Source organism: Bifidobacterium sp. ESL1118 (assembly GCF_058505595.1).
Map to the genome: position 1 here is coordinate 359,048 of NZ_CP196371.1, position 25,944 is coordinate 384,991.

The 25,944-nt window shown below is 57.8% G+C and carries 25 protein-coding genes, 1 tRNA gene and 1 pseudogene; 3 read left to right on the forward strand and 24 right to left on the reverse strand.

All coding sequences use genetic code 11. The annotated features are described in order from the left end of the window. Window positions 1-45: 45 nt before the first annotated feature. The 4 genes and pseudogenes from valS to ACSYSS_RS01350 all read right to left on the reverse strand — a co-directional run. Window positions 46-2,703, reverse strand: a pseudogene (valS, locus tag ACSYSS_RS01335) (valine--tRNA ligase); the annotation flags it as partial. A gap of 376 nt (window positions 2,704-3,079) precedes the next feature. Then, window positions 3,080-4,663 carry an ABC transporter substrate-binding protein gene (locus ACSYSS_RS01340; protein WP_491703731.1) on the reverse strand — a complete coding sequence of 528 codons (1,584 nt, stop codon included), beginning with the start codon at window positions 4,661-4,663 and terminating at the stop codon, window positions 3,080-3,082. A 45-nt stretch (window positions 4,664-4,708) separates the two neighbouring features. Beyond that, entirely contained in the window at window positions 4,709-5,380 is a 672-nt protein-coding gene (gene nth / locus ACSYSS_RS01345) for an endonuclease III (RefSeq protein WP_491703732.1), read from the reverse strand. After that, window positions 5,377-6,231, reverse strand: coding sequence for a winged helix-turn-helix transcriptional regulator (locus ACSYSS_RS01350; RefSeq protein ID WP_491703733.1), 855 nt, complete (start codon window positions 6,229-6,231; stop codon window positions 5,377-5,379). Before ACSYSS_RS01350 ends, nth begins: the two co-directional genes overlap by 4 nt. 244 nt (window positions 6,232-6,475) lie before the next feature. On the opposite strand from ACSYSS_RS01350, the gene ACSYSS_RS01355 reads away from it, so the two are divergent. Continuing rightward, complete coding sequence (locus ACSYSS_RS01355; protein ID WP_491703734.1) at window positions 6,476-7,330, forward strand: hypothetical protein; 855 nt, start codon at window positions 6,476-6,478, stop codon at window positions 7,328-7,330. Between the two features lie 185 nt (window positions 7,331-7,515). Here ACSYSS_RS01355 and ACSYSS_RS01360 read toward each other — a convergent pair whose 3' ends face one another. The 8 genes from ACSYSS_RS01360 to ACSYSS_RS01395 all read right to left on the reverse strand — a co-directional run bounded on the left by ACSYSS_RS01360 (window position 7,516) and on the right by ACSYSS_RS01395 (window position 15,071). After that, complete coding sequence (locus ACSYSS_RS01360; protein ID WP_491703735.1) at window positions 7,516-8,082, reverse strand: manganese efflux pump MntP; 567 nt, start codon at window positions 8,080-8,082, stop codon at window positions 7,516-7,518. Between the two features lie 471 nt (window positions 8,083-8,553). Further along, window positions 8,554-9,048, reverse strand: a complete 495-nt coding sequence (locus ACSYSS_RS01365; protein ID WP_491703736.1) for an inorganic diphosphatase — start codon at window positions 9,046-9,048, stop codon at window positions 8,554-8,556. A gap of 69 nt (window positions 9,049-9,117) precedes the next feature. After that, complete coding sequence (locus ACSYSS_RS01370) at window positions 9,118-10,716, reverse strand: PrsW family intramembrane metalloprotease (protein WP_491703737.1); 1,599 nt, start codon at window positions 10,714-10,716, stop codon at window positions 9,118-9,120. Between the two features lie 76 nt (window positions 10,717-10,792). After that, window positions 10,793-11,767, reverse strand: coding sequence for a zinc ribbon domain-containing protein (locus tag ACSYSS_RS01375; protein WP_491703738.1), 975 nt, complete (start codon window positions 11,765-11,767; stop codon window positions 10,793-10,795). A 53-nt stretch (window positions 11,768-11,820) separates the two neighbouring features. Further along, on the reverse strand, window positions 11,821-12,666 hold the full coding sequence (locus tag ACSYSS_RS01380) for a hypothetical protein (RefSeq protein ID WP_491703739.1): 846 nt from the start codon (window positions 12,664-12,666) through the stop codon (window positions 11,821-11,823). A 32-nt stretch (window positions 12,667-12,698) separates the two neighbouring features. Next, window positions 12,699-13,100: a zinc-ribbon domain-containing protein gene (locus tag ACSYSS_RS01385; RefSeq protein WP_491703740.1), complete on the reverse strand. Its 402-nt coding sequence runs from the start codon at window positions 13,098-13,100 to the stop codon at window positions 12,699-12,701. 284 nt (window positions 13,101-13,384) lie between these two features. After that, window positions 13,385-14,650, reverse strand: a complete 1,266-nt coding sequence (locus tag ACSYSS_RS01390) for a hypothetical protein (RefSeq protein ID WP_491704324.1) — start codon at window positions 14,648-14,650, stop codon at window positions 13,385-13,387. After that, window positions 14,553-15,071 carry a zinc-ribbon domain-containing protein gene (locus ACSYSS_RS01395; RefSeq protein ID WP_491704316.1) on the reverse strand — a complete coding sequence of 173 codons (519 nt, stop codon included), beginning with the start codon at window positions 15,069-15,071 and terminating at the stop codon, window positions 14,553-14,555. Before ACSYSS_RS01395 ends, ACSYSS_RS01390 begins: the two co-directional genes overlap by 98 nt. 290 nt (window positions 15,072-15,361) lie before the next feature. On the opposite strand from ACSYSS_RS01395, the gene ACSYSS_RS01400 reads away from it, so the two are divergent. Continuing rightward, complete coding sequence (locus tag ACSYSS_RS01400; protein ID WP_491703741.1) at window positions 15,362-15,889, forward strand: WhiB family transcriptional regulator; 528 nt, start codon at window positions 15,362-15,364, stop codon at window positions 15,887-15,889. Window positions 15,890-15,967: 78 nt separating this feature from the next. Here ACSYSS_RS01400 and ACSYSS_RS01405 read toward each other — a convergent pair whose 3' ends face one another. Further along, window positions 15,968-17,434, reverse strand: coding sequence for a DUF6287 domain-containing protein (locus tag ACSYSS_RS01405; protein ID WP_491703742.1), 1,467 nt, complete (start codon window positions 17,432-17,434; stop codon window positions 15,968-15,970). Window positions 17,435-17,561: 127 nt separating this feature from the next. Further along, window positions 17,562-17,652, reverse strand: a tRNA-Ile gene (locus tag ACSYSS_RS01410). A gap of 32 nt (window positions 17,653-17,684) precedes the next feature. On the opposite strand from ACSYSS_RS01410, the gene ACSYSS_RS01415 reads away from it, so the two are divergent. Further along, window positions 17,685-18,512 (forward strand): tyrosine-type recombinase/integrase, encoded by an 828-nt coding sequence (locus tag ACSYSS_RS01415; protein WP_491703743.1) that lies wholly within the window; start codon window positions 17,685-17,687, stop codon window positions 18,510-18,512. A gap of 23 nt (window positions 18,513-18,535) precedes the next feature. On the opposite strand, the gene ACSYSS_RS01420 is transcribed toward ACSYSS_RS01415, so the two are convergent. From ACSYSS_RS01420 to ACSYSS_RS01465, 10 genes are all read right to left on the reverse strand, one after another. Next, window positions 18,536-18,772 (reverse strand): hypothetical protein, encoded by a 237-nt coding sequence (locus tag ACSYSS_RS01420; protein WP_491703744.1) that lies wholly within the window; start codon window positions 18,770-18,772, stop codon window positions 18,536-18,538. Between the two features lie 9 nt (window positions 18,773-18,781). Beyond that, a complete protein-coding gene (locus tag ACSYSS_RS01425) occupies window positions 18,782-19,522 on the reverse strand; it encodes an endolysin-like domain-containing protein (protein ID WP_491703745.1) in 741 nt (246 codons plus the stop codon). After that, a complete protein-coding gene (locus ACSYSS_RS01430) occupies window positions 19,519-19,797 on the reverse strand; it encodes a hypothetical protein (protein ID WP_491703746.1) in 279 nt (92 codons plus the stop codon). Before ACSYSS_RS01430 ends, ACSYSS_RS01425 begins: the two co-directional genes overlap by 4 nt. Then, a complete protein-coding gene (locus tag ACSYSS_RS01435) occupies window positions 19,794-20,939 on the reverse strand; it encodes an SGNH/GDSL hydrolase family protein (RefSeq protein ID WP_491703747.1) in 1,146 nt (381 codons plus the stop codon). Before ACSYSS_RS01435 ends, ACSYSS_RS01430 begins: the two co-directional genes overlap by 4 nt. A 12-nt stretch (window positions 20,940-20,951) precedes the next feature. Then, window positions 20,952-22,454, reverse strand: a complete 1,503-nt coding sequence (locus ACSYSS_RS01440) for a hypothetical protein (RefSeq protein WP_491703748.1) — start codon at window positions 22,452-22,454, stop codon at window positions 20,952-20,954. After that, window positions 22,451-24,169: a tape measure protein gene (locus ACSYSS_RS01445; protein ID WP_491703749.1), complete on the reverse strand. Its 1,719-nt coding sequence runs from the start codon at window positions 24,167-24,169 to the stop codon at window positions 22,451-22,453. Before ACSYSS_RS01445 ends, ACSYSS_RS01440 begins: the two co-directional genes overlap by 4 nt. 135 nt (window positions 24,170-24,304) lie before the next feature. Further along, window positions 24,305-24,685: a hypothetical protein gene (locus ACSYSS_RS01450; RefSeq protein WP_491703750.1), complete on the reverse strand. Its 381-nt coding sequence runs from the start codon at window positions 24,683-24,685 to the stop codon at window positions 24,305-24,307. Between the two features lies 1 nt (window position 24,686). Further along, on the reverse strand, window positions 24,687-25,070 hold the full coding sequence (locus ACSYSS_RS01455; protein WP_491703751.1) for an HK97-gp10 family putative phage morphogenesis protein: 384 nt from the start codon (window positions 25,068-25,070) through the stop codon (window positions 24,687-24,689). Beyond that, window positions 25,048-25,524, reverse strand: a complete 477-nt coding sequence (locus ACSYSS_RS01460; RefSeq protein ID WP_491703752.1) for a hypothetical protein — start codon at window positions 25,522-25,524, stop codon at window positions 25,048-25,050. Before ACSYSS_RS01460 ends, ACSYSS_RS01455 begins: the two co-directional genes overlap by 23 nt. Before the next feature lie 13 nt (window positions 25,525-25,537). Beyond that, window positions 25,538-25,900: a hypothetical protein gene (locus ACSYSS_RS01465; RefSeq protein WP_491703753.1), complete on the reverse strand. Its 363-nt coding sequence runs from the start codon at window positions 25,898-25,900 to the stop codon at window positions 25,538-25,540. Window positions 25,901-25,944: the final 44 nt, after the last annotated feature.

Genomic DNA, 25,944 nt, shown 5'->3' on the forward strand with positions numbered 1-25,944 from the left:
CTTCTCAATGGCTCCTGTGCCTCCCGTCACTTCGACGGTCAGCGGCCCGGTGACGCGGCCTGCTTCGGCGATGTCGTCAAGCGTGGCCTGGACGGCGCCTAGACCGGCTGCCGGCACGGAGAGTGTGGCCTTGAGGATCGGGGTCTTCATGGAGACTTTCGCTGTGGACTTCAAGCCGCGCAGCTCTGCCAATGCCTTGCCGGCCCAGACCAATACGTCGGGCTTGGCGTTGCCGGCAGCGGTCTTGTAGATGTCTGAGGTCGGCCAATTGGCGGTGTGCACGGAGCCCTCGCCCGCGTGGATCCAATGCCATACCTCTTCCGTGGCAAACGGCAGATAGGGGGCGAAGAGGCGGGTGAACGCCTCAAGGCCGAGGCCGAGCGTGGTGTGCGCGCTCTTCACGGCGGCCTCGCTCGGAATGTGGCCGGTGGAGTCGGCGGTGCCGTAGGCGCGGTTCTTCACCAGCTCGATGTAGTCGTCGCAGAATTGCCAGAAGAAGGTCTCGATGGTTTCAAGTGCTTTGGAATGCTCGTAGGCTTCCATCGATGCAGTTGCCTCGTCGATTACCTGCGCCAGGCGGGCCATCACGGCGCGGTCAAGCGGTTCTGTGACATCCGCAGGATCCCAGACGGCAGTGGCGGCTTCTCCCACATGGTGGTTCTCGTCCTCGCGGCCGATCGCCAGTGCGAACTTCGCGGCGTTGAGCAGCTTCATGGCCAGGCGCCGCCCGATTTTCATCTGCCCTTCGTCGTAGGTGGCGTCAAGTCCGAGGCGTGCGGATGATGCCCAATAGCGCACTGCGTCGGCACCGTACTTCTCAATTGGCTCCTTGGGTACTACCACGTTGCCCTTGGACTTCGACATCTTCTTGTGGTCCGGATCGAGGATCCAGCCGGAGAGCGTGGTGTGCTTCCAAGGCAGGCAGTGGTTCTCAAGGTGTGCGCGGTCCATCGAGCTGAAGAGCCAGGTGCGGATGATGTCCTGGCCCTGCGGGCGCAGGTCCATGGGGAACGTGGCCGCAAAGAGGTCGTCGTTCTCCTTGCCACCTTCGGCCCAGTGGGTCACGATCTGCGGGGTCAGCGAGGAGGTGGCCCAGGTGTCCATGATGTCCTTCTCGGCGGTGAAGCCGCCAGGCACATCGCGTTGGCCCTCGTCGTAGCCAGAAGGCACATCGTTGGTTGGGTCGATGGGGAGTTGGTCTTCGCTCGGCGTGATCGGTCGATCATAATCCGGCTCACCGTCGGCCTTGACCGGGTACCAGAGCGGAAAGGGAACGCCGAAGAAGCGCTGGCGCGAGATGAGCCAGTCGCCGTTCAGGCCGTTGACCCAGTTCTCGTAGCGCACGCGCATGAAGTCGGGGTGGAACTCCAGCTCCTTGCCGCGTTCCAACAGTTCGGCGCGCAGCTTCATGTCGGTGCCGCCGTTCTTGAGGTACCACTGGCGTGAGGTGACGATCTCGAGTGGCTTGTCGCCCTTCTCGTAGAAGTTCGTCATACGTTTGGTCGGCGTCGGCTCGCCGTCCAGGTCGCCGGACTCGCGCAGATGCTCCACGATGATCTTGCGGGCGGAGAACGTGGTCTTGCCTTCGGTTTCCTCGAAGATCGCGCGGCCGCCTTCGTCCTCGATCCAGTCCGGCACGCTCATGATGATGCGCCCGTTGCGCTGGATGATCGGGCGGGTGGGCAGCTTCAGGTCGCGCCACCACTCGACGTCGGTCACGTCGCCGAAGGTGCAGCACATGGCGATGCCGGCGCCCTTGTCCATCTCGGCGGCGGGGTGCGCCACAATCGGCACCTTCACTTTGAAGAGCGGCGAATAGACATACTGGCCGAAGTATTGCTTGTATCGGTCGTCGTCGGGGTTGGCGATGAGGGCCACGCAGGCGCCGAGCAGCTCGGGGCGCGTGGTCTCGATGTAGATTGGGGTGCCGTCCTTGAAGCGGAAGGCCACCTTGTGGTAGAAGCCGGGATATTCGCGGCTTTCGAGCTCGGCCTGCGCCACGGCGGTCTGGAACGTCACATCCCACAGTCCTGGTGCATCCTTCTGATAGACCTCGCCTCGCGCAAGGTTGCGAAGGAATGCCTTTTGGGCCACGCGCTGCGGGTGCTCGCCGATGGTGTGGTAGGTCTGCTTCCAGTCCACGGAGAGGCCGAGTGAGCGCCAAAGGGCCTCGAATTGCTTCTCGTCCTTCGCGGTCAGCTGCTCGCAGAGCTCCACAAAGTTCTTGCGGCTCACCGGCACCTGGTCTCTTGCCTCGATCTTCTTGCCGTCCGTACCCTCGAACGGTGGTTTGAAGTCAGGGTCATACTTGAGCGACGTGTCCACGCGCACGCCGTAGTAGTTTTGCACGCGGCGCTCGGTGGGCAGGCCGTTGTCGTCCCAGCCCATGGGGTAGAACACCTGCTTGCCCTTCATACGCTCGTAGCGGGCGATCACATCGGTGTGCGTGTACGAGAACACATGGCCCACATGCAGGTGGCCGGAGACGGTGGGCGGTGGAGTATCTATGGAGTAGACGGCCTTGCGGTCGGGTTTGCCGTTGCCGTCCTTGGGCACTCGGCTCAGGTCGAAGGCGTATGTGCCCTTTTCGTCCCAGTTGGCCCGCCATTTGTCTTCCAGACCGTCCACGCTGGCACGGTCGGGGAGTGCGGAAAGATTGGCTTTGACGCCTGAATTATTGCTGTTAGCGCTCGTATCTGTCATAACCCCACAGTTTACCATGCACTTTCCCCGTCAATTGGTGTCCTTCCGTCCATTGACGTGCACATATATAACACATTGGCTCCGGAGTTGCGCACAGGTATGCGTTGCGCTGGACACTCAAGGCCGTTCGGCCAAGCCTACGCCAGCGCAACGCATACCTGTGCGCAACTCCTCCAACGGTTAGATTAGCCGAGCGGTGTGTGATGAGACCAAGAGAAGCTCTGCTATTGCGCTAGAAATGAGCACCTTCCCTGTAACATAGTGGTTGTCCACATGTGCCCTGTGTTCTGGCGTAGGCTTGGCCGAACGGCCTTGAGTGTCCAGAACACAGGGCACATGTGGACAACCATGGCGATGCCTTGAAGGGAGAGACACCTCAGCTGGTCGTCAGATCTTGCAGAGGAAGCCGTTGATCGGTGAGGTTTTCGGGGTAGCCGCGGGTCTTTGGCGTGGTCACCACCGTGCTGTGCTCGGTGTATAGCCAGTCACAGGCGCAGTCTTGGCTGACTGCTTTGGCATAGGCGCGCATCGCCGCCTGATAGGTTTTGTCGTTTCTGGATTCTTGTGCGGTCTTATACAGCTGCTGCACCTGGCTGTTCTGATATCCGAATGCGGAACTGGCGAAGCTGGCTGCATCACCTGTTCTGTTCATTGTGGTGACGGCCAGTGAATAGTCTCCGCTGTGCAATCGGTTCACAAATGTCTGGTCATCAAGGACTTCGAGCGAGACCTGCAACCGTGTTTGATTGAGTTGGTCTGCTATGGATTGACCAATGTCGGCGTATTCCTGGGGGACAATGAACTTAGCTACGCCTAAGTAATGTGGGCCGAAAAAGTTGATTTCGTCAGAACCTTTTTGCACATCATGGGGGAACAGGCCGCTGAGATCCTCGTATCCCGGTTCCAATGGGCCTACTGGCCCGCCAAGCAGTTTGTCAGCCTGAGGCTTGTCTTTGATGAGTGACTTGGCATCGACGATGTAGCGGGCGCTCTGGCGAGCACGGGAATCCGAAAAAATTGATTGTGATTGATTGTTCAATGCAAGCATTACCTTCGACATGCTGTTCCCGTATGTTGTTTTGAAGGATTTGTTGCTTGCGAACGGTTTGGGGGAGTCGCTCGTTTTGAGCACGGCAAGTTGAATCTGATTGTTGTGCAGCGCGGTTTTCAACGCATCGTTGTCGGAAAAATAGCGCAATGTGACTTGCTGGGATGCTGACTGTTGACCCCAATACAGAGAATTGCGCACCAACGTGATGGATTCTCCTGGTTTGAAGTCACCCACGGTGAAGGGTCCTGATCCCAAGGCTTTTTTCGCATAATTGATGTCTGCCGAAGAGTCGTAGACTATGCCCGAGCAGCTTGATAGCGCGTATAGCAGGCGAGGGTTGGGGGCAGTGAGTGTGATGGACAGTGTTGAGGGGTTGGGAGCCGTCACTGTCTGCAGGTTCACCAGGCCATTGGCGTTTGATGATGAGCTGTAACTATTGGCTTGTTGCTTGAGTGAATACAGTACGTCGGAGGAGTCCAGCGCATCTCCGTTCGAGAACCGCATTTCGGTGTTGAGCTTGAATGTGTATTTCAATCCGTCGTCAGAAATGCGCCAGCTTTTGGCCAAGCCGCTGATGGGCCTGTTGAGATCATTGCGTGAGACGAGGGTCTCATAGACGTTGCCTATCAACGCCTGCCGCAGTGCACTGCCACCTGGGTCTTGCGGCAGGGTGGGGTCCAGTGTGTCTTCATCGTTGCGAATGTCGAGTGAGGATGGCCCCACTCCATGCACGCCCACCGTGGCAGATGGCCCCGCCTCAAGTGACGACATCGAAGAGGGGAGTTTGCGGTGGTTTAGTTGCGTCCAGCCAAACCAGAGTAGTGCCGAAAAGGCGACCACAAGCACGGTGAACGTCAGCACCTGCTTCGCTGCGTGTGCTGGTTCATGGGTTTTCTTGTGTTCGGACATGCCAATAAGTATAGAATGTGATGCTGAACTTAAGCTGTGAATTTCCTAAATGACCTCAGCTGAAGGGCAGGTGCTCCGCAACGGGCAGTTTGCGCAGTCCGGCTTCCTTGCGTGGCAAGTGGAACGTCCAAAGAGAATAAGCCGGTGTGAGAGATTTGTCCATTCACTGGGTTCAAAGTAGCTGCAGATTTCGTACTCGATGTGAACCGGGTCTGGGTGAGGCGAACGCCAGTCCGAGCGCCAGCGTAGCCGACCGGTGACTCTGATGACATGTGTGTCCACCGGCATTCCAGGAATGCCAAACGCGTTGCCCAACACAACATTGGCTGTTTTCCGGCCTACCCCCGCCAGCGTCACCAAATCCTCCATACAGGCTGGAACCTCGCCGCCGAAGTTATCCAAAAGCTGGTTGGAAAGTGTGATGATATGCGCTGCCTTGGCGTGGTAGAAACCGACTGGGTGGATGATGTCTTCTACAGTCTCGATCCTTGCCGTTGCAAGCCGCTCTGGCGTGCCATACGTTTTGAACAGCTGCGGGGTCACGCTGTTGACTCGCACATCAGTGGTCTGGGCGCTGAGTACGGTGGCCACCAAAAGCTGGAACGGGGTGTTGAAATTCAAAGCGCATCGTGGGTCTGGAATAACCTGTTTGAGTATTTCGTATTCGTCATGGATTCGACGGATTTGTGCCTGCTTCGTTTCACGAAACTGGCTCATTTCGCGCCCCCGGATGCAGTGTTGTCTTTGTCCGCCACGTCGCCGCCCGTGGTGGTGCCATCCATGCTTGGATTCCCTATACGTGAATGATTGCCGGGTTTGGTGCCGTTGTCAATCGTCCCTGCCGCCTCGGAGGTGCCATCCTCGTTGTGCTCATCGGTGGGGTCGAATCGGTATCCCACATTGCGTACCGTACCTATAAGATGCTCGTATTCACCTCCGAGCTTGGCCCGAAGCCTGCGGATATGCACGTCCACCGTGCGAGTGCCGCCATAGTAGTCATAGCCCCACACCTCTTGGAGTAGTTGGGTGCGTGTGAACACATGGTGCGGATGTTGCGCCAGATATTTGAGTAGCTCGAATTCCTTGTATGCCAAATCGACGGGTCGTCCTTTGAGCGTGGCTGTGTAGCTCTTGGGGTCTACCACAAGGTCGCCGCAATGGATCCGCCCTTCGTGGCCACTGCTGTCTTCGGCGATATCGATGAATGGCGTAAAAGTTGAACTGCTTCGTTCCTGCGCCAGTCTCAACCTACCTTCAGTCTCCGAAGGAGACGCTGTGTCGATGACGATGTCGGTTATGCCCCAACCTGCGTTGACGGCGGGGAAACCACCTTCATTGACCACCAGAATAATGGGTGTGGTCAGCCCTGCGGCATGGATGAGCCCGCACAGGGTTTTCGCACCTGCCAAGTCCTGTCTTGCGTCGAGAAGCAATATGGTGTCTTCAGGCAATTTCATCAGGCTCGCCGTGTCCATCGGCAGCACACGTACGCGGTGTGAAAGCAGCGCCAGAGAGGGCAGGACCACAGACGGATCAGGCGCTAGCGTCATCAAAGTCAAATCAAGCAAGACGACCCTTTCTCGGCATTGGTAAGTAGAAGATCCATATTGCATCGGCTCCTGTCCGGCGGCGCTTTGCACTTCCGCCAGGCTGTTGAACCATCAGTATCATGTGGCACACCAACCGCATGCGCAGTCATGACAAATGATTGGTTTATATTTTAGACGCAGGTTGTGGACACGTTCCGCTAGCATGATGAAAGGGAATTGAGCGTTTTGACGGATTTCAGTTGTGCTTTGCGGGAGGGTCCTAATGTCAGATGTGAGGGAGACTGTACAACCTACTGAAGGTGTTGGCGCAGGTGACGCCGCTGGAACTTCGGCCCCTCGTTCGAAGGTCTCAGTAGGCGTGGTACAGACGATTATGGCTGCCATCCTCGTTGTTGCGGTCGTCTTGATGTGGCTGTTTCCGAACCTCCGTATGCAGGTATTTTTCTGTTGTTTTGGCTTTGTACAGATGCTGTGCATAGTTGTCATCGATTTCTCGCGTCCGCTCCATACTTCGTTCTCCGATAAGATGGTGGGCTACGTTGGGGCTCTCGCACTCGGCATAGTGCTGCTGTACTCCATGCAGAACGCTGTGCCGTTCCTCGACAAAGGGGCGCATTTTCTACGGTTCTCGCCCTCGCAGACCTCGCTGTTGTTTACCGTCTGTAAGCAGTGGGCCGTGGCGCTGCTTGTGGTGTTTGTGCTGTTCGTTGCCTTCGGCTTCCTCGTTCAGATGCTGCGCCGTGAGCGCACCGACCTGGTGGTTTCCCTCTCTGAGAATATCCTCGTCAACGTGGCGCTCGCATCCAGTGTGGGCTGGATGTTCCTGCCGGTCGTCGTCTGGTACTTCCAGGCCGCTCCTGCCGTGGGCAACGGTTCGGCTATCGGACCGGCCATTGCGGCGGTTGTTGTGGCATTGGTGCTGATTGTGGCGTTGGTGCTGGTTTCGGGCAAGTGGACGAAATCCATTCGTGTGGGTGTGAGCGCCTGCAAGGTCGGAACACAGGACAATCCCGCTGACCCGACCTGCGAGACCGTGGCGCTGGCGCTGCTGCCATTCATGCTTTCGGGCCTGGTGGTCTGGATTCTGGCCACGGTGCTCCTGTTTTCGGCTCTCTGAGCCTTCAGAATCCTGCTGATTTCATTCAGAGGGGACTTTTCTGGGCTGATGCAGAATAACAAAAATCAAAAACGGCGGAATTCCAACGTTCTTGATTTTCGTTGTTGAAAAATTTCGCAGAAAAGTCCCCTCTGAATGAAACAGGCCTTGTTATCAAGACGATTTCACCAAGCAACGTGATGAGATTAGGCGATGATGCCTAAATGCTCCAATAGAATCTTCAACCCGATGAGGATGAGTACCACGCCACCGCCAATTTCTGCAGGTTTTTGCCAGTGTGAGCCAAAGATATGGCCAATGTAAAGCCCCGCAGCAGAGAATGCGCCGGTGACCAGCCCGATAATCATTGCCGCGAACCATAGATTGATCTTCATCAAACCTAAGCTGATGCCGATGGCAAACGCATCGATGCTGCAGGCAATGGCCAACGGGAGCATGTGACGCCAGTCGAATTGCGCGGTCTCCTTTTCGTTCTCTTTTTCTTCTCCCAAGGCCTCACGAATCATGTTGCCGCCGATGAGTAGCAGGAGTATGAAAATAATCCAGTGGTCCACGGCTTCGATGTAGGTGCCGATAAGACTTGCCAGGAAGTAGCCAAGGATGGGGAAGAGCGCTTGGAATCCGCCGAACCACAGTGCTGTTTTGAGCGCGTCTAGAGGTCGCACTTTGCGCACGGTGAGCCCTTTGCCGATGGAGACGGCGAACGCATCCATAGAGACGGATACTGCTATAAGAAGGGTTGTGATGATCATTAATCAGTGCCTTGCTGGTTCATCGTACAAGACACGCAACTATGCTTGGCAGCTGCGGTTCCAGTCGATGGGCCTCGACGGCCCTTGCCGCCTACGCCTAGTGTTCGGCATTGAGAACTGCCACTGAGGCGACCCGGAAATCACGGGCGTGCGGCTTTGAATTCTCGATATGAATACCGTTCGCATGCCATGCTTACAGGTATAAGCATAGTGCGTGGGGCAAGGATCCCACCATAGGCAAACGAGACGATGTTGTATGGATGGTTGTGCTGCAGCGTAAATCTTTTCATACCCCAGCAGGTGGGAGGTAGGCGAAGAAACGTGTGATCAAACACGTGAATCATTGCGCAGGAGTACAACAATGGGATTTGAACCTGAAGTCCAAATCCCATATGATTCGTGTGTTTGTGTTCGGCATCAAGTGCCTGGCCTTAGGCCTACGCTCATGTCGAATGCCGTCAACCGATGAATCTACTTTTCGGAGTCGGCCAGGCGCTTGCGCGAGGCCTCGATCTGCTTGCCGGCCTCCTCGACGCCGGTCCAGTAATCGCCGGGCTTGACTTCCTTGCCGGGCTCAAGGGCCTTGTATTGCTCGAAGAAGTGCTTGATTTCGGCCTTGTGATAGTCATTCACATCGTCGATGTCCTTGATGTCGTCGAAGCGCACGTCAGCGGGCACGCACAGCACCTTGTCGTCGCCGCCCTCTTCGTCCTCCATGTGGTACAGGCCCACCGCGCGGCACTTGACAACGCAGCCGGGAAACACGGAGTTCGGCACCATCACGAGGGCGTCGAGTGGATCGCCATCCTCGCCCAACGTGCCCTCGATGTAGCCATAATCATCCGGGTAGCCCATGGCGGTGAAGAGCGTGCGGTCGAGGAACACGCGGCCGCTTTCCTGATCCACCTCATACTTGTTCTTAGATCCGCGAGGGATTTCAACGACGACATTGAACGTATCTGCCATTTGTTTCTCCTATTGTTATGAGTCTTTGTGACTATTACACACCTAGCTTAGCGCAAATGCGAGCCGAATTCATGCGGATTGATTCTGTTGGGTGGATTGCGTCGGCGGTGTCTGCTGCGCCTGCTGCATAGGTTGTGCTGGTTGTGCCGATAGGTTTGGCGTGCCTGTTGCGCTGGGCGTGGTTGTTCCGGTATGCAGCTGGTTGATCTGCTGCAGACCGGCGTTGATGGTGACAAGAATGACGATCCAGGCCAGCACGGACAGCACCGCCATGCCGATCTTTTGGATGTAGCCGTTGTTGTCGTTGCCTGCAGCCAGCGGCGAATCCCAGATGGCATGGAGCACAACAGGAATCCAGAAGAGCTGGAGGAACCGTTTGTCGACGAAGTGGTGCGCTTGCAGGTCCTCGCCTCGGGTGGCCATCACCAGGGCGGCACCTGAAATGGCGGCCCAAGCAACGTGTCCGCCTATGGCGCTCAAGCCACGAAGGATGAGTGTTGAATTCATGGATGGGAACCCATATTCCTGGAAGAACTGGGAGAGTGCAGCAGTGATTCCATCAATGTCGCCATACTTCTGAATGCCGTTGTTGATGTATGTAATCAATGTCTGTGCGGCTGAGCCATCACTGACTTGCGTCAATGAGTCGAAACCATAGCCGGCGGTTTCGAACACCGCGAATCCGGCACCGATGGCTCCTCCAATGAGCAAACCATTGAGGATGTACTTGGGCTTGAGCCTTTTGATGAATATCGCCAGGGCGACGAGTTTGGCGAGTTCCTCCACAATGCCTGTGACGATGAACCCCCATTGGTCCCCGACTGTACCTTCTGCAAATCTGTTGAGGTACATCACTGCCACCAGCGACAACGCGCCCCCGACGAAGAACATCTGTAATACTGACCAGAAGCTGATGTTCCTAGGTGCGTTGCATTCAAAATAGAAGATGAGCACCGAGAAGGGCACGGCCATGGCACCGATGAAGATGAGGCCGACGTATGAGGGCACTATCTCATTTGCGGATTGCAGGAAATACAGAATCACATAGGTAACGATGAACAGCAGAAAGACTCTGGAGAACAGCCAGGGCTTCGGCCAAGTGGAGGCGATCTTGTCCTCGCTGGGCGTGGTGTAGGCCGTGCCGCCGATGAAGATGCGCTCGGATTCCTTGCGGCTATGTTTCTTGAACACGTCGGAGAAAAGATTCTTGAGGTGAATCTGCACGGTGCCTGTGCCGCCCGCAAGTTTGTTGACCGCGGCGGTGACGGAGAAGCCCGAGTTGTTGGTACTGGGCCGTTGCGCTTGTGGAGCCATGTACGGTTGCTGGTACTGCTGTTGAGCGGGTGCCGCGTAAGGCTGTTGAGGTGCCATGTACGGTTGCTGGTATTGCTGGCCGCCTTGCTGCTGGTACTGAGGAGCGTACGGCTGTGGTGTCTGCTGATAATAAATGCCAGATTGTGCCTGCTGCTGAGGTGCGGTGTAGCTCTGTAGTTGGTCTGCGCCGGTCTGAGGGTCGCCTTGTGGCGCAGTGCCTTGAGGGGGTTGCGGCGATGCTGCTTGCGCAAGCTGGAATTCTCCGTTACGTAAGGCTGCTTGGAATTCGGCCGCGTTTGGTTCCCTGTTGTTTATGGCTTTGAATCGTTCGTGCCATTCGTCTTGTGTTGCCATTGTGCTCCTTTATGTCACTTTTGCCGATATGGATGATTGATTCCGTCGGGTCGTGCTCTGGGTTTGATAGTCAATTTTATTGGAATGCATCGGGAAAGTCATTGACCAAAGTATTCCTTGCTTTGTCTGAGACTTCCTTCAGTTGTTTGTTTACGGTTGTGTTGGAGGTGAGTGTGTCCGTTGACATTTTCGTGTTGCATCCGCCGAACTGTTTATTGGCGATGGCCTCGGCGTTCTGATAGTCATTGAGCATGTCTTGGGTGACGTTGACCGCAGTGAAAAAGGTTGCCCTGGTTTTGTAGTCACTGCCTGTCTTGTCTGTATCTTCGTTGATGGCATCAATGTCGCTGTTGAGCTTTGAAAGACTGTCTCTGACGTGGGTCTGGCTGGTTTCGCAGGCCGTCATGGCCGCTGAATGTTCTTGTTCCTCTTGCTGTTGCACATAGGCGTCATAACAATATAATCCCACCACAATAACGACTGCCGTCACAATCAAGGTTATGATGACTGCTCGCAGTGTATGCTTCTTTTTTGCAGGGGCCGCTCCGTTGCTCGCTGTGGTTGGTGCAGCGTATGCGGGGTATAGGTTGCCGTTCGCAGGCGGTTGCATGGTGCCGGGCATTTGAGTCGAACTTGTTGAAGACTGCGTCGGTCGCGTTTCAACGGATTGGTCAGGGTCTGGCGTTCCCATTGCGGTTTCCTCGGCTACCTCGCCGTTTTGCCTAGCCTCCTCAAGATCGTCTTCGCTCGGGGCTCTGCCGTTGACCATTTCGAAGTAGGCCGTCCATTCGGCTTGAGGCATCGCCGTTGGCTCCGCATCTGCCTGACTGTCTGTTTCAGCTTCGGATTGTTGTTCGGATTGTGCAGTCTGCTCTTGAGGGAGGGTTGTTGTACTCTCTTCGGTCTTGCCCTCTTGAGGCGCGTCCTCTGCCAGTTCATCTGTGTTCTGATTGGGCAGAGTTCCGTTGTTCCTTTCGATTTTGGCCCCACAGTTTCCACAGAATACGGCGTCATCTCCCACTGGCGCTCCGCAGGTATTGCAATTCGTCATTGTCCTTCTTCTTTCTTCGATACGGTTGAATTGATTTTTTGGGAGTGTCCTCGTTACGAGATTGATTGCCAGAGCGGATTCCTGACAAGATAGACGATTACGGCTATTGCTACGAGGTATATGACAAAACGAATGCGATTGTGTTTGGCGTAGGCTGTGACCTTGTCTTCAAGGCTCATATCTGACCACCCAGGAATGCAGGTTTCAGGGGTTTCCATCTCTGGCCATTTCCTGAAACGCTCGCTGAGGCTGGATAGGTTCCAGATTTCCCGTACCGGTCCGTGGAAGCTGTGCCACAGGTGGTAGAGAAAGCCAATACTTAGCAGGAAGATGATGGCTCCATTCCATTGCCATGTATCCTTGAGGCTTGACTCTTTAACGATATTTGTTATGTTGTTCTTGAGTTCTCCGGTGACGAACTCTTCAAAGATGCCTGCGACGATGATGACGTAGGCCATGGAAAGCGCTTCCAACAGGGGCTTCGACCATCGGTGGGGGAATGTGAAGGTTAGAGCCATGCCGACTACACATGCGGCGAGCAGTGCCATCTTGATACGGTCGGGGGCTTCCATGCCATATCCGTCAATGAATGTGAAAACCCAGAGGGAATCGTCTTCTATGTTTCCCTTTGAGTCGGTGATACGTACTACGGGCAGAAAGATGGCGAGCATGGTGATGAGGGCGGCAAGAATCATAGGGGTAAGACGAGAGTCCAACAGATCCAGACGGGCCAGGTGGTCGGTTGCCTTATGCCGTTGGTAATCGTTCTTTAGGGACTGCAAGGTTCTGATGCCAACAATGAAGAGGCAGCCAAAGAAGTAAAGCAAAGCGATGATAAGCCATTGGGCCTGCATGACGACTTTGAGGTTCCCCTTATCGTCGTGAATTGCATATATCATGCAGGCAACATAAATGCAGAAATATACTGCGCCTATGAATGTGCATGCATAAGCCAGTAATTTCTTGATTCGATGTCTATTGTTTCGGGGGGGGGGGTAGCGGTTTGTGCTCCTACGCCAGGGTTCTGCGTTGGCTGGACAGGATAGGTAGGACTTTGCGGGTAGGTACCGACAGGTATCGGCGTGGTTTGGAAGGCTGAGTAGGTTTGCGCTGGTGCCGGTGAAACGGGTTGTGACGCAGGCTGCTGGTATGGCTGTGCCTGTGGAGGAGCGGAAGTTTGTGCTGTTTCGGATTGGACGGCTGTTGCAGTCTTTTGCGATGAGGCTGAGTCTTGTGGTATTGCTTGGTTCTGGTGTGGTTCCAGTTTGGTGCCGCACTTCGTACAGAATTTGGGTGTGCCTTCTATGGCCTTGCCACAATGTGGACAGAACATTGTCTCTTTTCTCTTCTCTACTTATTGCCTAACTGTCATGCATAGCGCATTTCAGTTTTGTCATATATAGGCAAAAGAATAATAATTAGTGAGAACAATTTGGATAATGCTAACGTGTTATGCGTAGTTCAGAGATATTGTATTATACGACATATTCCGATTCGTATGGTTTCTTTTGGCTTCAGTAACTCTTCTAGTGATATTGGTGAGTGGTCACCCTGCGGCGATGGCCTTGATGCTCATACCGATTTTTTGTGGGCCTGAATGGTTACATTTGGTTCGGCTCAGTTGAAGGCATAGCTCTTTTTGGCTAGTTTCAGATTGATTGGATTGTTGTGCTCAGGGTAGCCTTTGTATTGCATGTTCTTCCCTTTGGCGTCGGTGAGGTCGGTGTACTGATCGCTTGCCGCGAGCTTGTCCTGACCCATCAGGGCCCAAGTCAAATCTAATTCCTCCGAGGGGTCGACGAAGCCGGTCGATGTCTCGCTCTGTTCCGCTCCCTGTTCCGCAGCGCTCAGGTTTTGCATCCACGTGGAATCTGCCAAATACCAGTCTCCATCAACCTGTACGTAGTTGAAGGCATGCACCGCGGAGACGCCGAGATAGTTCTTGAGACCGGCCTCGGTAAAGCCGAGCGAGGTGAGCATGGCGAAGCTCCAGCAGATCCCGGTGCCTCCGTTGTCTGTGCTGCCGGCCATGTTCCAGTTCTCCAGTGCGTCCGCAAGGCTCATGGTGCGGTATCCTTGTGTTGCCTCGATTTCCTCGTTTCGCTGCCCATCGTATGTCATGTCGGCGGCGATGGTCTCCTCTACGGCAAGTACTTTTGCTGCATCGGAGTTTGCGCCTTTCAGTGCCTTGGCAAAGGCGTTATAGAGGTCAACGGCCTCTTTCTGCTCCTCGTCCGACAGCGATACATTGCCGTAGTCTCCGAGGTCCATGCTGCTGTATGCCTTGCCATCTTTGAGGATATCGACGATGAGTTTGTCGAGGTTCTCATCCTTGCTGTCTGGGTGTTCGGAAGCGTCCTTGTAGATAGCTGATTGGCATCCGTTGCCGAGGAAACACTGGTCGGACACCGCTTCCTGGTCGGTTCCCTGAACATTTCCGTTGCCGTCATGGTTGACGTTGGCGGCGCTATACTGCTTCCACGCTTTTTCGATGGCCGTAAGATGGGCTTTGTATTCTTTTGTCAGGGCTGGCATGCCCTTGGCAAGCTGCGTTATGTTCTCGTCCGAGCTGGCTGAGCAGAGCGAGGGCGCCGCTTTGGTTTTGTCGTTGCTGAAGGTGAGGTCGGTCGTCCCCTTTGACGGGAAGTTGGTCTCGATGTTCGGGTCGTTTTCAGGCAGGACTATTTTCCCGCTTTTATCCACGCCGCCTCCGAGTTGCGAGGCGATGTTCCCCGCCTCGGCATCGAATTTTTTCTGCGCCGACGAGTATGCGCCGAGCGATGCCTTACAGTCTGCGAGATCTTGCGAGCTTTCGTGGGTTTCCTCTACCATCAAGACGATGAATGTGATGATGACGACGAGTACGAAGGCCAGAACTCCCAAGAGGATGTTGCGCTGCAGTTTGGTGTGGTTGACTGTCTTGGCCTGAGACTGTGCACTTGCCGTGGGCGGTGCTCCAACCGGAGCCGAGAAAGGTGGGCGGCTGGGTCATTGGTTGCATATATTGCGGTTGCATCGGTTGTTGAGCCGGCATTTGTGGCTGCTGCGCCTGTGGCATGGTGAACTGGACCGAAGATTGCACGGGCTGTGGCGAGGCGTTCTGGTTTTGGTATGTAGGTTGTTGTGGGCCGTTCTGGTATGTGGGTTGTGCAAATTGAGTCTGTGGCTGCTGTTGAGCCTGCTGCGTCTGTTTCGCTTGGGGTTGTGGTTCATGGGCGTCATGAATCTGAATCTTGGTGCCGCAGTTGGCGCAGAATTCCATGTCGGAGTCGATTTGCGCTCCACAATTTGGGCAGAAAAGCATGGTTTCCTTCGTTCTCTCTTCGTTAAGGTTAATAGTCAATGATTTATTACATGCTCATTACTTCTTGTCTGGTGAATAAACGTAACGCTTGTAATTAACTGTTTATTGGTGTTTCCTGATAAAACATTGGGGACGATATGAAAGTCTGTATGAAAGGATCGTCCCCGACATGCCAAACTTGCGGACAACCACTGGCATTTGACCACATTGTTTTATCAGGCTTCGTTTTTTGAATTCGCAAATGCATAATGAAGAACATATACGTGATGATTGCATGAAAGGAATTCACTATGAGCGTCGCTTCGCATACCAAGATGGAGCATGGTTGGTGCAGAACGGTTCCTTCGAGGTTGGCGGACTTGCTGTGGGGGCTGGAGGCTCCTCCGGGAGGTGATAAGAAGGCCGCTTATGAGCTCAGGCGTGCCGGCGTACGTATCTGTGAGATGTGCCCCATTCAGCATCATTGCTTGGCGCAGAGTATGGTGGATGAGGCCCAGGAAGGTATTCATGGCGGATTGTCGCTTAAGGCTCGTCGGCAGTTAAAGCAGAGGGCCGTGGCTTTTGGGATTGGTTTTGACGCTCGCAGTAATGATGTTGATGTAACACAGGTGAGGCGTTGGCTCGATGCCCATCCGGGTGAAATTGAACAGGCGAGAGACAGGGAAAATGCACAGCGACGACAGCGATATGCACGATATGTGGTGGCATCGAGGCGGCCGGCCAAGCAATCCACTCCGGTCAATTTGAGCCGACCGGCAGGAGTCCATCTTGGTGAAAGACGTTCTGCTCCACAAAGTCGTCAAGCGCTCGGGAAGTAGGTCTGCTTAGGTGGGCAATTCCCTTTCTGTCTTGCAATCCACTGCCACGCATTTCTAGCATGGAGATAATTCCATCAATTAAAGCGTTGGGCAGGACTGCCGTTTTCCGCTCACCACGTCCAGGCGGCACTGCAGACTGGCTTTCGCGCTCTTAGCCCAAGTCTGGTTCAAGCTATCGATTGCCTTCTGTGCCTTTTTGACGGCGGCATCGAGCTTCCCCTGCGTGGCTTCGGAGGGTTTCAACGTTGACTCGTCGCGGTAGTAGGCGTATGAGGCATCTAGGCACAGCGGCATGCCACCTTGCCCAGTCGAATGGGAGACAATGATGCGATCTCTTGAGGGGTCGGTCGGGTCGGGAGCCGTCTCATTCTTATTGGCATCGTATGCCATGTTCAGCAATGCCGCATTTTTCTGCACCACTACGATTGAGTAGGGGTCTTGGCGCATGCAACCGCCGTTGGGATAAGGGCCGATGCATCCCACGGCTCCGTCCTGCATGAGCTGGGTCTGTGTGTTTGGGACCTCCTGCGCCGTATAGGTATCGTATTCTCCGGTCAACATGTCTTTGCTGACGCAGGAGTCATGGCCCGCGCATTTTCTGAGGGTATATGGTGGCGTTGTGCCGGAGACCGGTGTCTGTGGGGTGATCTTGCCGTCCGTGATTCTCATCCACGCGCCGCCGGGGTTCGTCCAAGTGCCGTCGAGGCTTGAGTAATCGCCAGAGGCAATGGCTTTCATGTCAAGCGCTTTGCCCTCGGCCTCTGTGTCTGCAGCCTGTTTTTGTTTTTCGGCGGCAGTGACTAGGTCTTGCACAGGTTTGAGTGCCCTATCCACCGATCTCTTCGAGTCGACCACATTCTTGGCGCTTTGGTCAAGTTTTGAGGTGGTGTCCACAAGCTGGTGTGCGGCGGTCCTGTTCGTTTCGGCAGCATGGTTGAGATTCTGAGTGGACGCGGTCACAGGGTTGCTCACCACCGCAGGGGCATGATTGGACCCATACTTCTTGTCTCTGGTTTTCTGTTGTATCTGCAGTTGCTTCGCCGCGTCGTATGTTCGGCCATAGGCCTTGACAGTGCTTGGTTTGTCCACTTGTGCGATGGTGATTGTGCCGGCGGTCTTGCTGCATTTGCGCACTGACTGGTTCAGTTTCCGATCTGCATCGTTGAGTTGCACCAGCGACTGCTCGTACTGCTGTTGTGCATAGGCATGGGAATGGACGCTGTAGTAGCGCCAGCCTGCATATCCACCGATGCCGAGCACCAGTGCCGCCACAACCACGATTGCTATGACGATTGCCGCTTTGTTCCGCTTGGCCTTGCGGCCATCGTCTCCGCCCCCGCCTGCTGACGTGTCGACTGGAACGACGGTTGTCTCTGCGTCGTTTGTGACTGCCATGCGTGCGTCCTGCATCATCTGTGCTACGCCATCCTGTGCTATGGTCTCTTGCACCTTTGTCCCGCATGATTCGCAGAATCTGGCATCTTCCGCAAGCTTTGCACCACACTTATAGCAGTACTGTGGTCTGTTTGTCTTGCCTATATCCATGCCGTTCTTCCCTCTCTTGATGGGGTAACGCCAGTATAGGAGTTCAATAGGATGTGTTTCAAGATCCCGATATTTGGTCAAGCTAGGAAAAAGAAAACCGCGGGATTCGTTGGAATTCCATGGTTAATGGTAGCGGGGTCAGGATTTGAACCTGAGTCCTCTGGGTTATTAACCCAGAGGACTCAGGTTCAAAACATCGCCCGCGACCCAACTCCGCCGGAGTTTATCCTCACTGCGTGACAATGATTCCATGCCAAAAAAGAGAGAAGCGGCGCCGCAGTGGCGCGATGAAATAGACAAGTGGATGGACACCTTGGCTGCGGCCGGACTGAGTGGCACGACGATGACCACCAGGCGCAACCAGATCGGCAAACTCAGCCGTGACCTCAAGGGCTCGCCCTTTGACGTCACGAGCGAGCGATTGCTGCACTGGTTCGCCAAGGGCGACTGGAAGCCCGAGACTCGGAAGGGCTACCGCAACGCCTGCACCAGCTTCTTCGGCTGGCTGCACCAGTCAGGCTGGGCGGAAGATGATATCTCCAAGAGGCTGCCCAGTGTGCGTAGACCGCACGCCCACCCGAGGCCGTGCCCGGACCGCGTCATCCTCGCGGCGTTGGGCAAGGCCACGGAACTCGAGAAAATCATGATCAGGCTCGGCGCCGAATGCGGGCTAAGGCGCAACGAGACCGCCCAGGTGAACGCCAGTGACGTCATGGATGACTTGGTTGGCCGTTCGCTCATCGTGCATGGCAAGGGCGACAAGCAGCGTATCGTGCCGTTGCCGGACGACCTCGCCGACAAAATCGTCGAGCATGGCGGCTGGCTTTTGCCGGGACGCTGGACCGGCCACGTTGAGCCATGCTTCGTCGGCCGTCACATCGCCCGATTGCTTGGCGGTGAGTGGACTGCGCACAGCCTGCGCCACCGCTATGCCACGAAGACCTACGAGCAGACGCACGACCTTTACCTGGTGAGCAAGCTGCTTGGCCACGAGTCGGTCGAAACCACGCAAAGATACGTGGCCATGCCCGACTCAAGGCTCAGAGCTGGGCTCGACGGCATCAGGCTGGCGTGCTAGTTTTACATTTTTCCTACCGGAATCTAGGGCTGCTTGTTGCCGAGTCTGATGGGGTTGTAGACGACGGCGAAGCCTGCGGCGATGTAGCCGGCGATCTGGGTTATCCAGTCGCCTACGTTTGGGTCGCCGAATTTGCTGAATCCAGAGCCCACGATTGCCGCCAGCAGGCAGGCGATGTAGATGCCGGTTCTGACCTTGTCGTTGAAGACGGGTCTGTAGTCCGTGTCGTCGGGTGTGATGGCATGCTGCGGTTCGCTCATGGTTTCCTCCTATTTTGCGGTGACGTTGATCTGGAGCTGGTCGAGCTTGGCCTTGACGGCCTGCTGGACGACGCTTGCGATGTCGGTGGGGTCGGCGCCTATGGCCTTGGCGAGGGTGTCGATGGTGGCCTGCTGTGCGGTGAGGGTGGCCTGGATGTTGGCGAGGGCCTTGGCGTTGCGCTGGGCGACGCTGAAGGTGCCGGTCAGGTAGTTCCAGGCGGTGTTCTTGTCTCCGCCGTAGGTGTAGCTCATGGTGAGTGCTGCGGTGTGCTGCATTTCCTGTTCTGTGACCATGTCTGTTTCTCCTTGTGTTGGTTGTGTGTATCTGAGGTAGCAGTCCCAGGGGTAGCTGTAGTAGGGGCTGATGTTGGTCTCCCGGCCGGTCTGGTCGCCTGGGCTGCCTTCGGCGGTGCCGTGCTCGCTTTGGGATGCCTGGGCGAGCATGCCTCCCCCGAGGTAGACGGCGGTGTGGTCGGCGTCGTTGAGGAGGATGTCGCCGGCTTGCGGGCTGCCGTTCGGGGGCAGGCGCGTCCAGCCGCGTGCGGTGAGTTCGGCCGACATGTTACCGGTGTAGGTGGCGTTTCCGGTGTCGAAGCCGGCCTCCTTAAGGCAGTGGATGACCAGGCTAGAGCAGTCGCAGTCGCCGCCTGGGCGGATGTCCCAGCGCCGGCTCTGCGAGTAGCCGAGGCTCACGTCGCGGCACCAGTATTCCATGCGCCGGATGAGTTGTTGCAGTGATGGCATTGTCATTCCTTTCTTCGTTCGAACAGGTCGGGTGGTGCCTTGGGCGGCGGCGGGCCCTTGCGGCTCCAGATGGCGTCGACGAGCTCCCGGTTCCACTGCCACAGGCGCTGGCTGTAGGCGATCTGGTCGGAGAGCTCGAGCTGCGCTTGGAGGAGCAGTTCGCTGCTTTTCACGTCGTTCTGTCGTTTGCCGGTGAGCAGGGTGGCCAGCGCTGTGACCACGCCTCCCGCGACCGCGCTGCCTGCCCCGACGAGCGCGACGAGTACGGTCTCGCTGATCATGCGGGATAGGTGATGGAGCCGCAGCAGTATCCCTGATCGTCTGTTGAGGCCTGATAGATCTTGAGCGCTGGGTCGATGGTCGCCAGGTAGAGTGTCCGGCGTGAGCCATTGCCTCCCGACGCGCCGACGGCCCATTGATTGATGGCGGGTTTCGCCCATCCTGGCAGGCTGTTGCTGGAGCCGCCGCCGATGCTTGGCACGCTGCCCTGCCAGTTGAGGGAGACGGTGGCTCCGGAGAGCGTGCATTCGATGGGCGCGCTGCCGAACTGGCGGAGTGTGTACTCGCTGCGTGGGCTGTAGGTGCCGTTTATTGCGTTAAGGACCTGGCCTGCGATGACCTTGCATCCGGCTTGGTTGGGGTGGATGCCGTCCGACTGGATGAGGCCGCCTTCGCCTTTGAGCCACAGGTAGGCGAGGCTGACGATCTCGACGGCCCCGGTTTGCTGGAACCCGTGGATGAGTCCCGAATATTTGACCCGGTCGGTGGCGCTGGTGGGGTCGTCGTCGAACAGGAGTGGCACGCAGATGATGCGGGCGTTGGGCCATGCGGCCCTCGCGTTGTTCGCCCAGCTGCTTGCCATGGTGCGTGCGTCGGTCTCGGAGAGGATGTCGTTGCGTCCTCCGGCGAGCACGATGATCGCGTTCGTGCCGGCCTGGCTTATGGCCGCGTCGGCCTTGGCCTTGTCGAGCTGTGCCTGGAACGTGCGGGTGTCGATGCCGAAGCCGGCCCCGCCGACCGCGAAATTCTTGAGCGTCGAGCCGGGGATGAGCCTCTGGAGTTCGACGGCCCAGCTGCTGGCGGGGTTGGATGCGTAGCTGTCGCCGAATGTCACCAGCAGCGGGCTCGTCGCCTCATCGTGCCACTGGCCGAGAGCCGCGCGGGTCCTCGAGCCGGATTGCATGATGTTGTCGGCCATGTTCTGGTCGGCGAGCTTGCCTGTGGTGGCGGCCGCGGCCTCGGCCTTCCTCTGCGCGTCCTGGGCTGCCTGGGCGCTCGAGGTGACGAGCTGGGACACCTGGGCGGGCAGGGTGTCGATGTTCGCGTCGATTGACTCAGCCATCTGTTTGAACTGCGAGCTGGCGTCCTTGACGAGGTCCGTGGCTGCCGGGTATTTGATGTGGTATTTCGGCGTCTGTTTCATTGTTTTGCCTTTCTATTGTCTGAAGTAGGTGATTTGTCCGAGTTCGCCCCACGTGAACGCGAGGGACTGCCAGGCGAGCGTTATGGGCTTGAGGTCCGCCCAACTGCTGAGCGTGGGCGGGATGGTCGGCATGGGCCAGAGCGTGAGCTTGTTGCTCAGGATGGGTTCGCCGTGCTCCCAGTCGAAGCTGAGGGTGCCGCCGATGGCGAGCCATACGCCGCTGGTGGCGGGCGTGCCGTCATCGGAGAGGAGCGGCGTGTACCGGTTGCGGATGAACCCGTAGAGCGCAGGGCTGGGTTGCAGGTTTTGCTCGTGCTGGTCGATGTCGACCTTGCGGGTGGAGACGGTGAGCTTCTCGGGGCGCAGCCTCATCGTGCAGGCTCTGAGCCATTCGGCCCACTGGTCGCGCTGTGCGTCGGTGGGCTGCCATACGTTGCCGTCCCAGTGGCCCTCGCTCGCGTCCTCGATGACCGCGTCCGATTCGAATGTGGCGGATTTGACGGTCTGCGTGAGATTCGCGGGGAGCCTGCCACGGCCGCCGATGGTGAGCTGCGCGTCCTCGAAGGTGAGCTTGGAGCCAGATTCATCCCATTTGACGCGCTTGCCCTTGATGGTGACCTGGCTTATCGGGTCGGGAAGGGTCAGCTGTGTGGCATCCACGCCGATCTGGTCGCCTGTGAGCACGCTTTCGGTGCCGTTGCCGCCCTCGGCGGTCAGGCTCCCGTCCGAGTGCAGGGTGATGGACGAGGCAACACCCGCCAGCCACGCGGTCGTCTCGTCCCTGCCGTGTTCGTGGGTCTCGTAGTAGAGGGGCAGGTCGGGGTGATGCGCGCCGAGATGGTAAAGCACTGTGGACAGGTCGGGGAAGCTGTCGGAGTCGTAGGGGGCTAGCTTGACGCGGGTGCGGGTCAGCCAGTCCATGGTCGCAGCCGATAGGGGAGGGCATCCCAGCGCGGTGAGACGTCGCTGCACCTCGGCGATGCGGTCGGTGGTCCAACCGGTCCAGTGCATGCCGGCATACTTCGGATCGCTTGAGGTCGGTCCCTGCTCGGTGGTGCGGCTCGCCCTCACGAGGTCGCCATTGGCATGAAGGTCGAGCGTCCACGAGCCGTCGGCGTTCTGGGTGATGGTGTTGCCCGTGGCCATCGTGCCCCTGAAGATAGTGAGCGCAGTGGGGTCCATTGGGCCCGTTGGGTTTGGGATGTGCTCGAGATGCCAGTGCGCCCAGTCACGCCGCTGGTCCCGCCACATGGTGGCGCTGTTGAGGTCCCGCCATTGGGGCATGAGGGTCAGCTGGACGAGCACCTTGGCTCCGGCAAGCCTGGTGCTGTTGCCCGCCAGAGCCCCCGTGCGGTCCAGGAGCCTGAAGCTCAGCACGCTTACGTCGGGCTGCTTGGTGGGGTCGTCGGTGCCCCAGTCGATGTCGAACGCGGAGAGCGTCACCACATCGCCTTGGTGGCCGGTCAGGTTTTCCCACCCGTCGCCGCGGTCGAGGAAGAGGAACGGCTGTCTCACTGCTTCCTCCCGAAATAGTCCTGAAGCAATTTCTCTATGGTCTTGGCGGCATCCCGCTCGCCGAGGATGCCCTTGAGGGTGATGTTGAAGTTGAACACCTGGGTGGGCGCTGACGATGTGTTGCCTCCACTCAGGCTGTAGGATGCCCGCCGCAGCGGCGTGACCTGCGCGCCACGGGGGAGCGTGAGGATCTCAGGGCCCGCCTCGCCCACAAGGGCCGAGCCCGCGGTGCGCACGACACCACCTTGGGCGAGCATCGGGATACGGAAGGATTTGCCGCCCACGCCGGGCACCCAGTCGGGGATGTCGAAGCCCTTGCCGCCGATCACCGAGTTCCAGGCAGATTTGATGCCATCGACGGCCTTACGGAACGGTGAGGTGAGCATGTCGCCGATGCCGGAGAAGAACGCGCCTATCCTGCCTGGCACGCCTTGGAACCAGTCGAGCAGCCCGTGCCATTTGGCGGATATGGCATCGCCCGCGTTGGCGAACCATCCCTGGATGCTGTGGATGCTCGAGGAAAGGAACCCGGTGAGCGCGCCCCACGCCTGCTGACCGACTTGCGTCTGCGTGAAGAAGTACACGAGCCCAGCGGCAAGCGCCGCAAGGGCCACGACCACCACCATGATGGGGTTGGCCTCCATGACCAGGTTGAACGCGGCCTGCGCGTCCTTGGCGAGGTTGATTACCGTCGTCCAGGTCTGGGTGACGGTGGTGACCAGGCTCAGCGAGCTGATCCATGACACGATGCCGCCCGCGGCCATAACCGAATAGAGTAGCGTGATTCCTGCGGCGAACCCGCCTATGCCGATGACCACCGGGGCGATGTTCCCGGCTATCGCGCCGAGCCGACCGGCGAACTCGCCGACCTTCCCGACGATGCCGGGCACGCTGTCGGCCAGGTTGCTTATCTGGTCCGCGAAAGTTGCCATGAATCCGGTGACGGTGGGTTTGACCAGGTCGATGAGGCTGGCGCCGAGTTTGACCACGCCGGCCTCGAGGTTGCCGGAGGCGTTGGAGAGCTGGCTGGTGTCGTTCGCTGCCTTCTTCGCCGCGTCGCTCATGCCGAGCTGCATCAGGGCCTGGTTGAATTCGTCGCTGGTGATCTGGCCCTTGGCCATGGCGTCGCGGAAGTTGCCCGTGTAGGCTCCGTTTGCCTTCATTGCCTCTTGGAGCTTGCCCGACGCTCCGGGGATCGCGTCTGAAAGCTGGTTCCAGTTTTCCGTGGTGAGCTTGGTGGCGCCTGCGGTCTGGGTGAGCACCATGGCCACGCTCTTGTAGGCGTCGGCGCCGCCACCGGCAACGGCGGTCAGGTTGCCTGCGGCCTCCGCGAGCTGGTCGTAGCCCTGTACGCCGTTGCTGGCGAGCTGGGCAGTCGTGTTGCGGATGTCGGAAAGCGAGAACACGGTCTGGTCGGCGTACTTCTGCGTCGACTTGGTGAGCTCCTTGATCTTGGAGCCGTCCACACCCGCGAATTTCAGCGTGTTGGCGAAGCTCTGAGCCGAGTCGCTGGTGGCGACCATTTCGCCGGAAAGATTGCCGACATAGCCGACGACCTTGCTGGTCATGCTCCCCACGGCACCGGCCACCGCACCCGAGACTGCGCCGAACTTCGCGGCAAGCCCCGAGGCCGAGCCCGAGGCTTGGCCCATGGCACGGGTCGCGCCCGAGCTGTCGCCGATGATGCGCACCGCGAGAATCGCGCTCTTAGCCATCCTTCGTCGCCTCCTTCAGTTCCTCTTGCTCCTCGTCTAGCAGGGCCACCGCCGTGGCCCAGTCCCTCTCGTCGGGTTGTTGTTGCCGCCGCCACGCCCAGGGCGTGCCCCCGAAGCGAGCGGCCAGCACCAAGCTCAGACGGCTGAAGGAGCCGTCTGGCCAAGGGGCTGCAAAGGGTCCGGCGCCGCCATCTCCGGCACATTCAGATCAGGCTCCGCTGGCATGGTGTCGGGCATGGGGGAGGCCGTGCCTGGAACGGCTGCGGCCGTGGTCTGGGTGATTTCGATGCTGTCGACGTTTTGGGCCCACTCGTCGAACGATTGGCCTGCGGTAAGCTGGCCGTTGCGTCGCAAAGCCGCATAGGTCGCATAGGCGGAGCCGAAGAGAGGTTCCTGCTCGACGTTGTGCCCGTCGGTCGCCATGATGTGCTTCTCCGCCTGCATCGTGTCGAACAGCGATGGCCTTACGGCCATTTTTGTGCCGTCCATATATGTCACGTTGAAAATGTTGCTCATTTCATGCTCCTTGCACTTGGTTGATGATCTTCTTGATTTCCTCGTTATAGAGTTCGACCCATGTGGGTTCGGTTTGCTTCGCCGCCTCCGCGAGGAACGGGTGCGGCTTTATGTGGTGGCCGGGCCAACCCCAGTGGACGGGGCCCGCATACGGCACCGATTTCTTCCCGGCGCGGATGACACCGGCCTTCTGCGTGGCCCCGGCCCGGATGCTGCGGCTCAGGTTGCCTGATTTGACGGGCACAAGCCCACGGCCTGCGGGAACGACCACCTCGGCGGCCTTGCGGTTCACCTCGCGCAGGTCCTTCGCGTCGGCCCCCGCCTTGCGCAGCGACCTGGCCAGCTGGGCCGAGCCCTTGATCTCAATCAGCGACCGTTTGGCCATCGTTCTGGGACTCCGTGGTAGGTGCCGGACGTTTCGGCTTCTGGTTCGGATCGAGCAGGTCCACGTCGGTGGTGGTGAAGGAGAAGTCCTGGTCGTTCTTCTTCTTGACGTCGCCGCCGATGGCGATGGGCACGATGGTCACGTTGCCGGTGAAGCCGAGGTCGCCCTTATCGTTGGGCCAGAACTTGAATGGCATGGTCTTGCCGCTGTTCTTGAAGCACCATGCCTGGATGCCGTCCTTGCTGAAGTTCTCCTTGACGGTGCCTTCCAGCGTCCAGCTCACCGTCTGGGCCGCAGCTTCGCTGTGCCCGTCGAGGAAGTCGATGGGGTCGTCGCTGTCGGCCTTCGGCGTGAGCGATGCCTTCGTGATGTCGGCGTCGAAGCGTTGCTCGTCCGTGCTGTCGCCGATGATGAGGTACCCGTCGTTGAGCACCCTCTGCTTGGTGTCTGCCATTGTTTTCTCCTTGCTAATCGAGTGGGTTGAATGTGATTTCGTAGGCCGCCAGGCTCTCGCTGCCTTGCCCGTAGGTGACCGGCTTCGCGGTCTCCATGTTGATGTGATCGGATTGGAGCTTGTCGACGACCTTAAGAATCGTGTCCATCGCCGCGACCTGTGTGGCAGTTGTTCCGGCGATGACCAGGATGCTCCAATGGATGGTGACGATCTCCCAGCCCTCGAAGTCGAGGTCGGGTGGCTGGATGAGGATGACTGCGTGGCCGGGTAGTGGCCGTGCCTTCTGCGCGTCGATGGTCACCGAGTCCACGAGATTGCCCACGCTATCGGTCAGCTGCTCGATGAGCTCTTCGCGCTGTTCTATTGTCGTGCTCATGCGAATGCCAGCCCTCCGGTACGAACCCCTGCGGCCATGAGCTT

What these genes read in the sequence shown, in the direction of transcription:
- ACSYSS_RS01340 (WP_491703731.1), bottom strand. Translation starts at nt 4,663, where the DNA reads ATGTCCGAACACAAGAAAACCCATGAACCAGCACACGCAGCGAAGCAG.
- nth (WP_491703732.1), bottom strand. Translation starts at nt 5,380, where the DNA reads ATGAGCCAGTTTCGTGAAACGAAGCAGGCACAAATCCGTCGAATCCAT.
- ACSYSS_RS01355 (WP_491703734.1), top strand. Translation starts at nt 6,476, where the DNA reads ATGTCAGATGTGAGGGAGACTGTACAACCTACTGAAGGTGTTGGCGCA.
- ACSYSS_RS01360 (WP_491703735.1), bottom strand. Translation starts at nt 8,082, where the DNA reads ATGATCATCACAACCCTTCTTATAGCAGTATCCGTCTCTATGGATGCG.
- ACSYSS_RS01365 (WP_491703736.1), bottom strand. Translation starts at nt 9,048, where the DNA reads ATGGCAGATACGTTCAATGTCGTCGTTGAAATCCCTCGCGGATCTAAG.
- ACSYSS_RS01370 (WP_491703737.1), bottom strand. Translation starts at nt 10,716, where the DNA reads ATGGCAACACAAGACGAATGGCACGAACGATTCAAAGCCATAAACAAC.
- ACSYSS_RS01375 (WP_491703738.1), bottom strand. Translation starts at nt 11,767, where the DNA reads ATGACGAATTGCAATACCTGCGGAGCGCCAGTGGGAGATGACGCCGTA.
- ACSYSS_RS01380 (WP_491703739.1), bottom strand. Translation starts at nt 12,666, where the DNA reads ATGATATATGCAATTCACGACGATAAGGGGAACCTCAAAGTCGTCATG.
- ACSYSS_RS01385 (WP_491703740.1), bottom strand. Translation starts at nt 13,100, where the DNA reads ATGTTCTGTCCACATTGTGGCAAGGCCATAGAAGGCACACCCAAATTC.
- ACSYSS_RS01395 (WP_491704316.1), bottom strand. Translation starts at nt 15,071, where the DNA reads ATGCTTTTCTGCCCAAATTGTGGAGCGCAAATCGACTCCGACATGGAA.
- ACSYSS_RS01400 (WP_491703741.1), top strand. Translation starts at nt 15,362, where the DNA reads ATGAGCGTCGCTTCGCATACCAAGATGGAGCATGGTTGGTGCAGAACG.
- ACSYSS_RS01405 (WP_491703742.1), bottom strand. Translation starts at nt 17,434, where the DNA reads ATGGATATAGGCAAGACAAACAGACCACAGTACTGCTATAAGTGTGGT.
- ACSYSS_RS01415 (WP_491703743.1), top strand. Translation starts at nt 17,685, where the DNA reads ATGCCAAAAAAGAGAGAAGCGGCGCCGCAGTGGCGCGATGAAATAGAC.
- ACSYSS_RS01420 (WP_491703744.1), bottom strand. Translation starts at nt 18,772, where the DNA reads ATGAGCGAACCGCAGCATGCCATCACACCCGACGACACGGACTACAGA.
- ACSYSS_RS01425 (WP_491703745.1), bottom strand. Translation starts at nt 19,522, where the DNA reads ATGACAATGCCATCACTGCAACAACTCATCCGGCGCATGGAATACTGG.
- ACSYSS_RS01430 (WP_491703746.1), bottom strand. Translation starts at nt 19,797, where the DNA reads ATGATCAGCGAGACCGTACTCGTCGCGCTCGTCGGGGCAGGCAGCGCG.
- ACSYSS_RS01435 (WP_491703747.1), bottom strand. Translation starts at nt 20,939, where the DNA reads ATGAAACAGACGCCGAAATACCACATCAAATACCCGGCAGCCACGGAC.
- ACSYSS_RS01445 (WP_491703749.1), bottom strand. Translation starts at nt 24,169, where the DNA reads ATGGCTAAGAGCGCGATTCTCGCGGTGCGCATCATCGGCGACAGCTCG.
- ACSYSS_RS01450 (WP_491703750.1), bottom strand. Translation starts at nt 24,685, where the DNA reads ATGAGCAACATTTTCAACGTGACATATATGGACGGCACAAAAATGGCC.
- ACSYSS_RS01455 (WP_491703751.1), bottom strand. Translation starts at nt 25,070, where the DNA reads ATGGCCAAACGGTCGCTGATTGAGATCAAGGGCTCGGCCCAGCTGGCC.
- ACSYSS_RS01460 (WP_491703752.1), bottom strand. Translation starts at nt 25,524, where the DNA reads ATGGCAGACACCAAGCAGAGGGTGCTCAACGACGGGTACCTCATCATC.
- ACSYSS_RS01465 (WP_491703753.1), bottom strand. Translation starts at nt 25,900, where the DNA reads ATGAGCACGACAATAGAACAGCGCGAAGAGCTCATCGAGCAGCTGACC.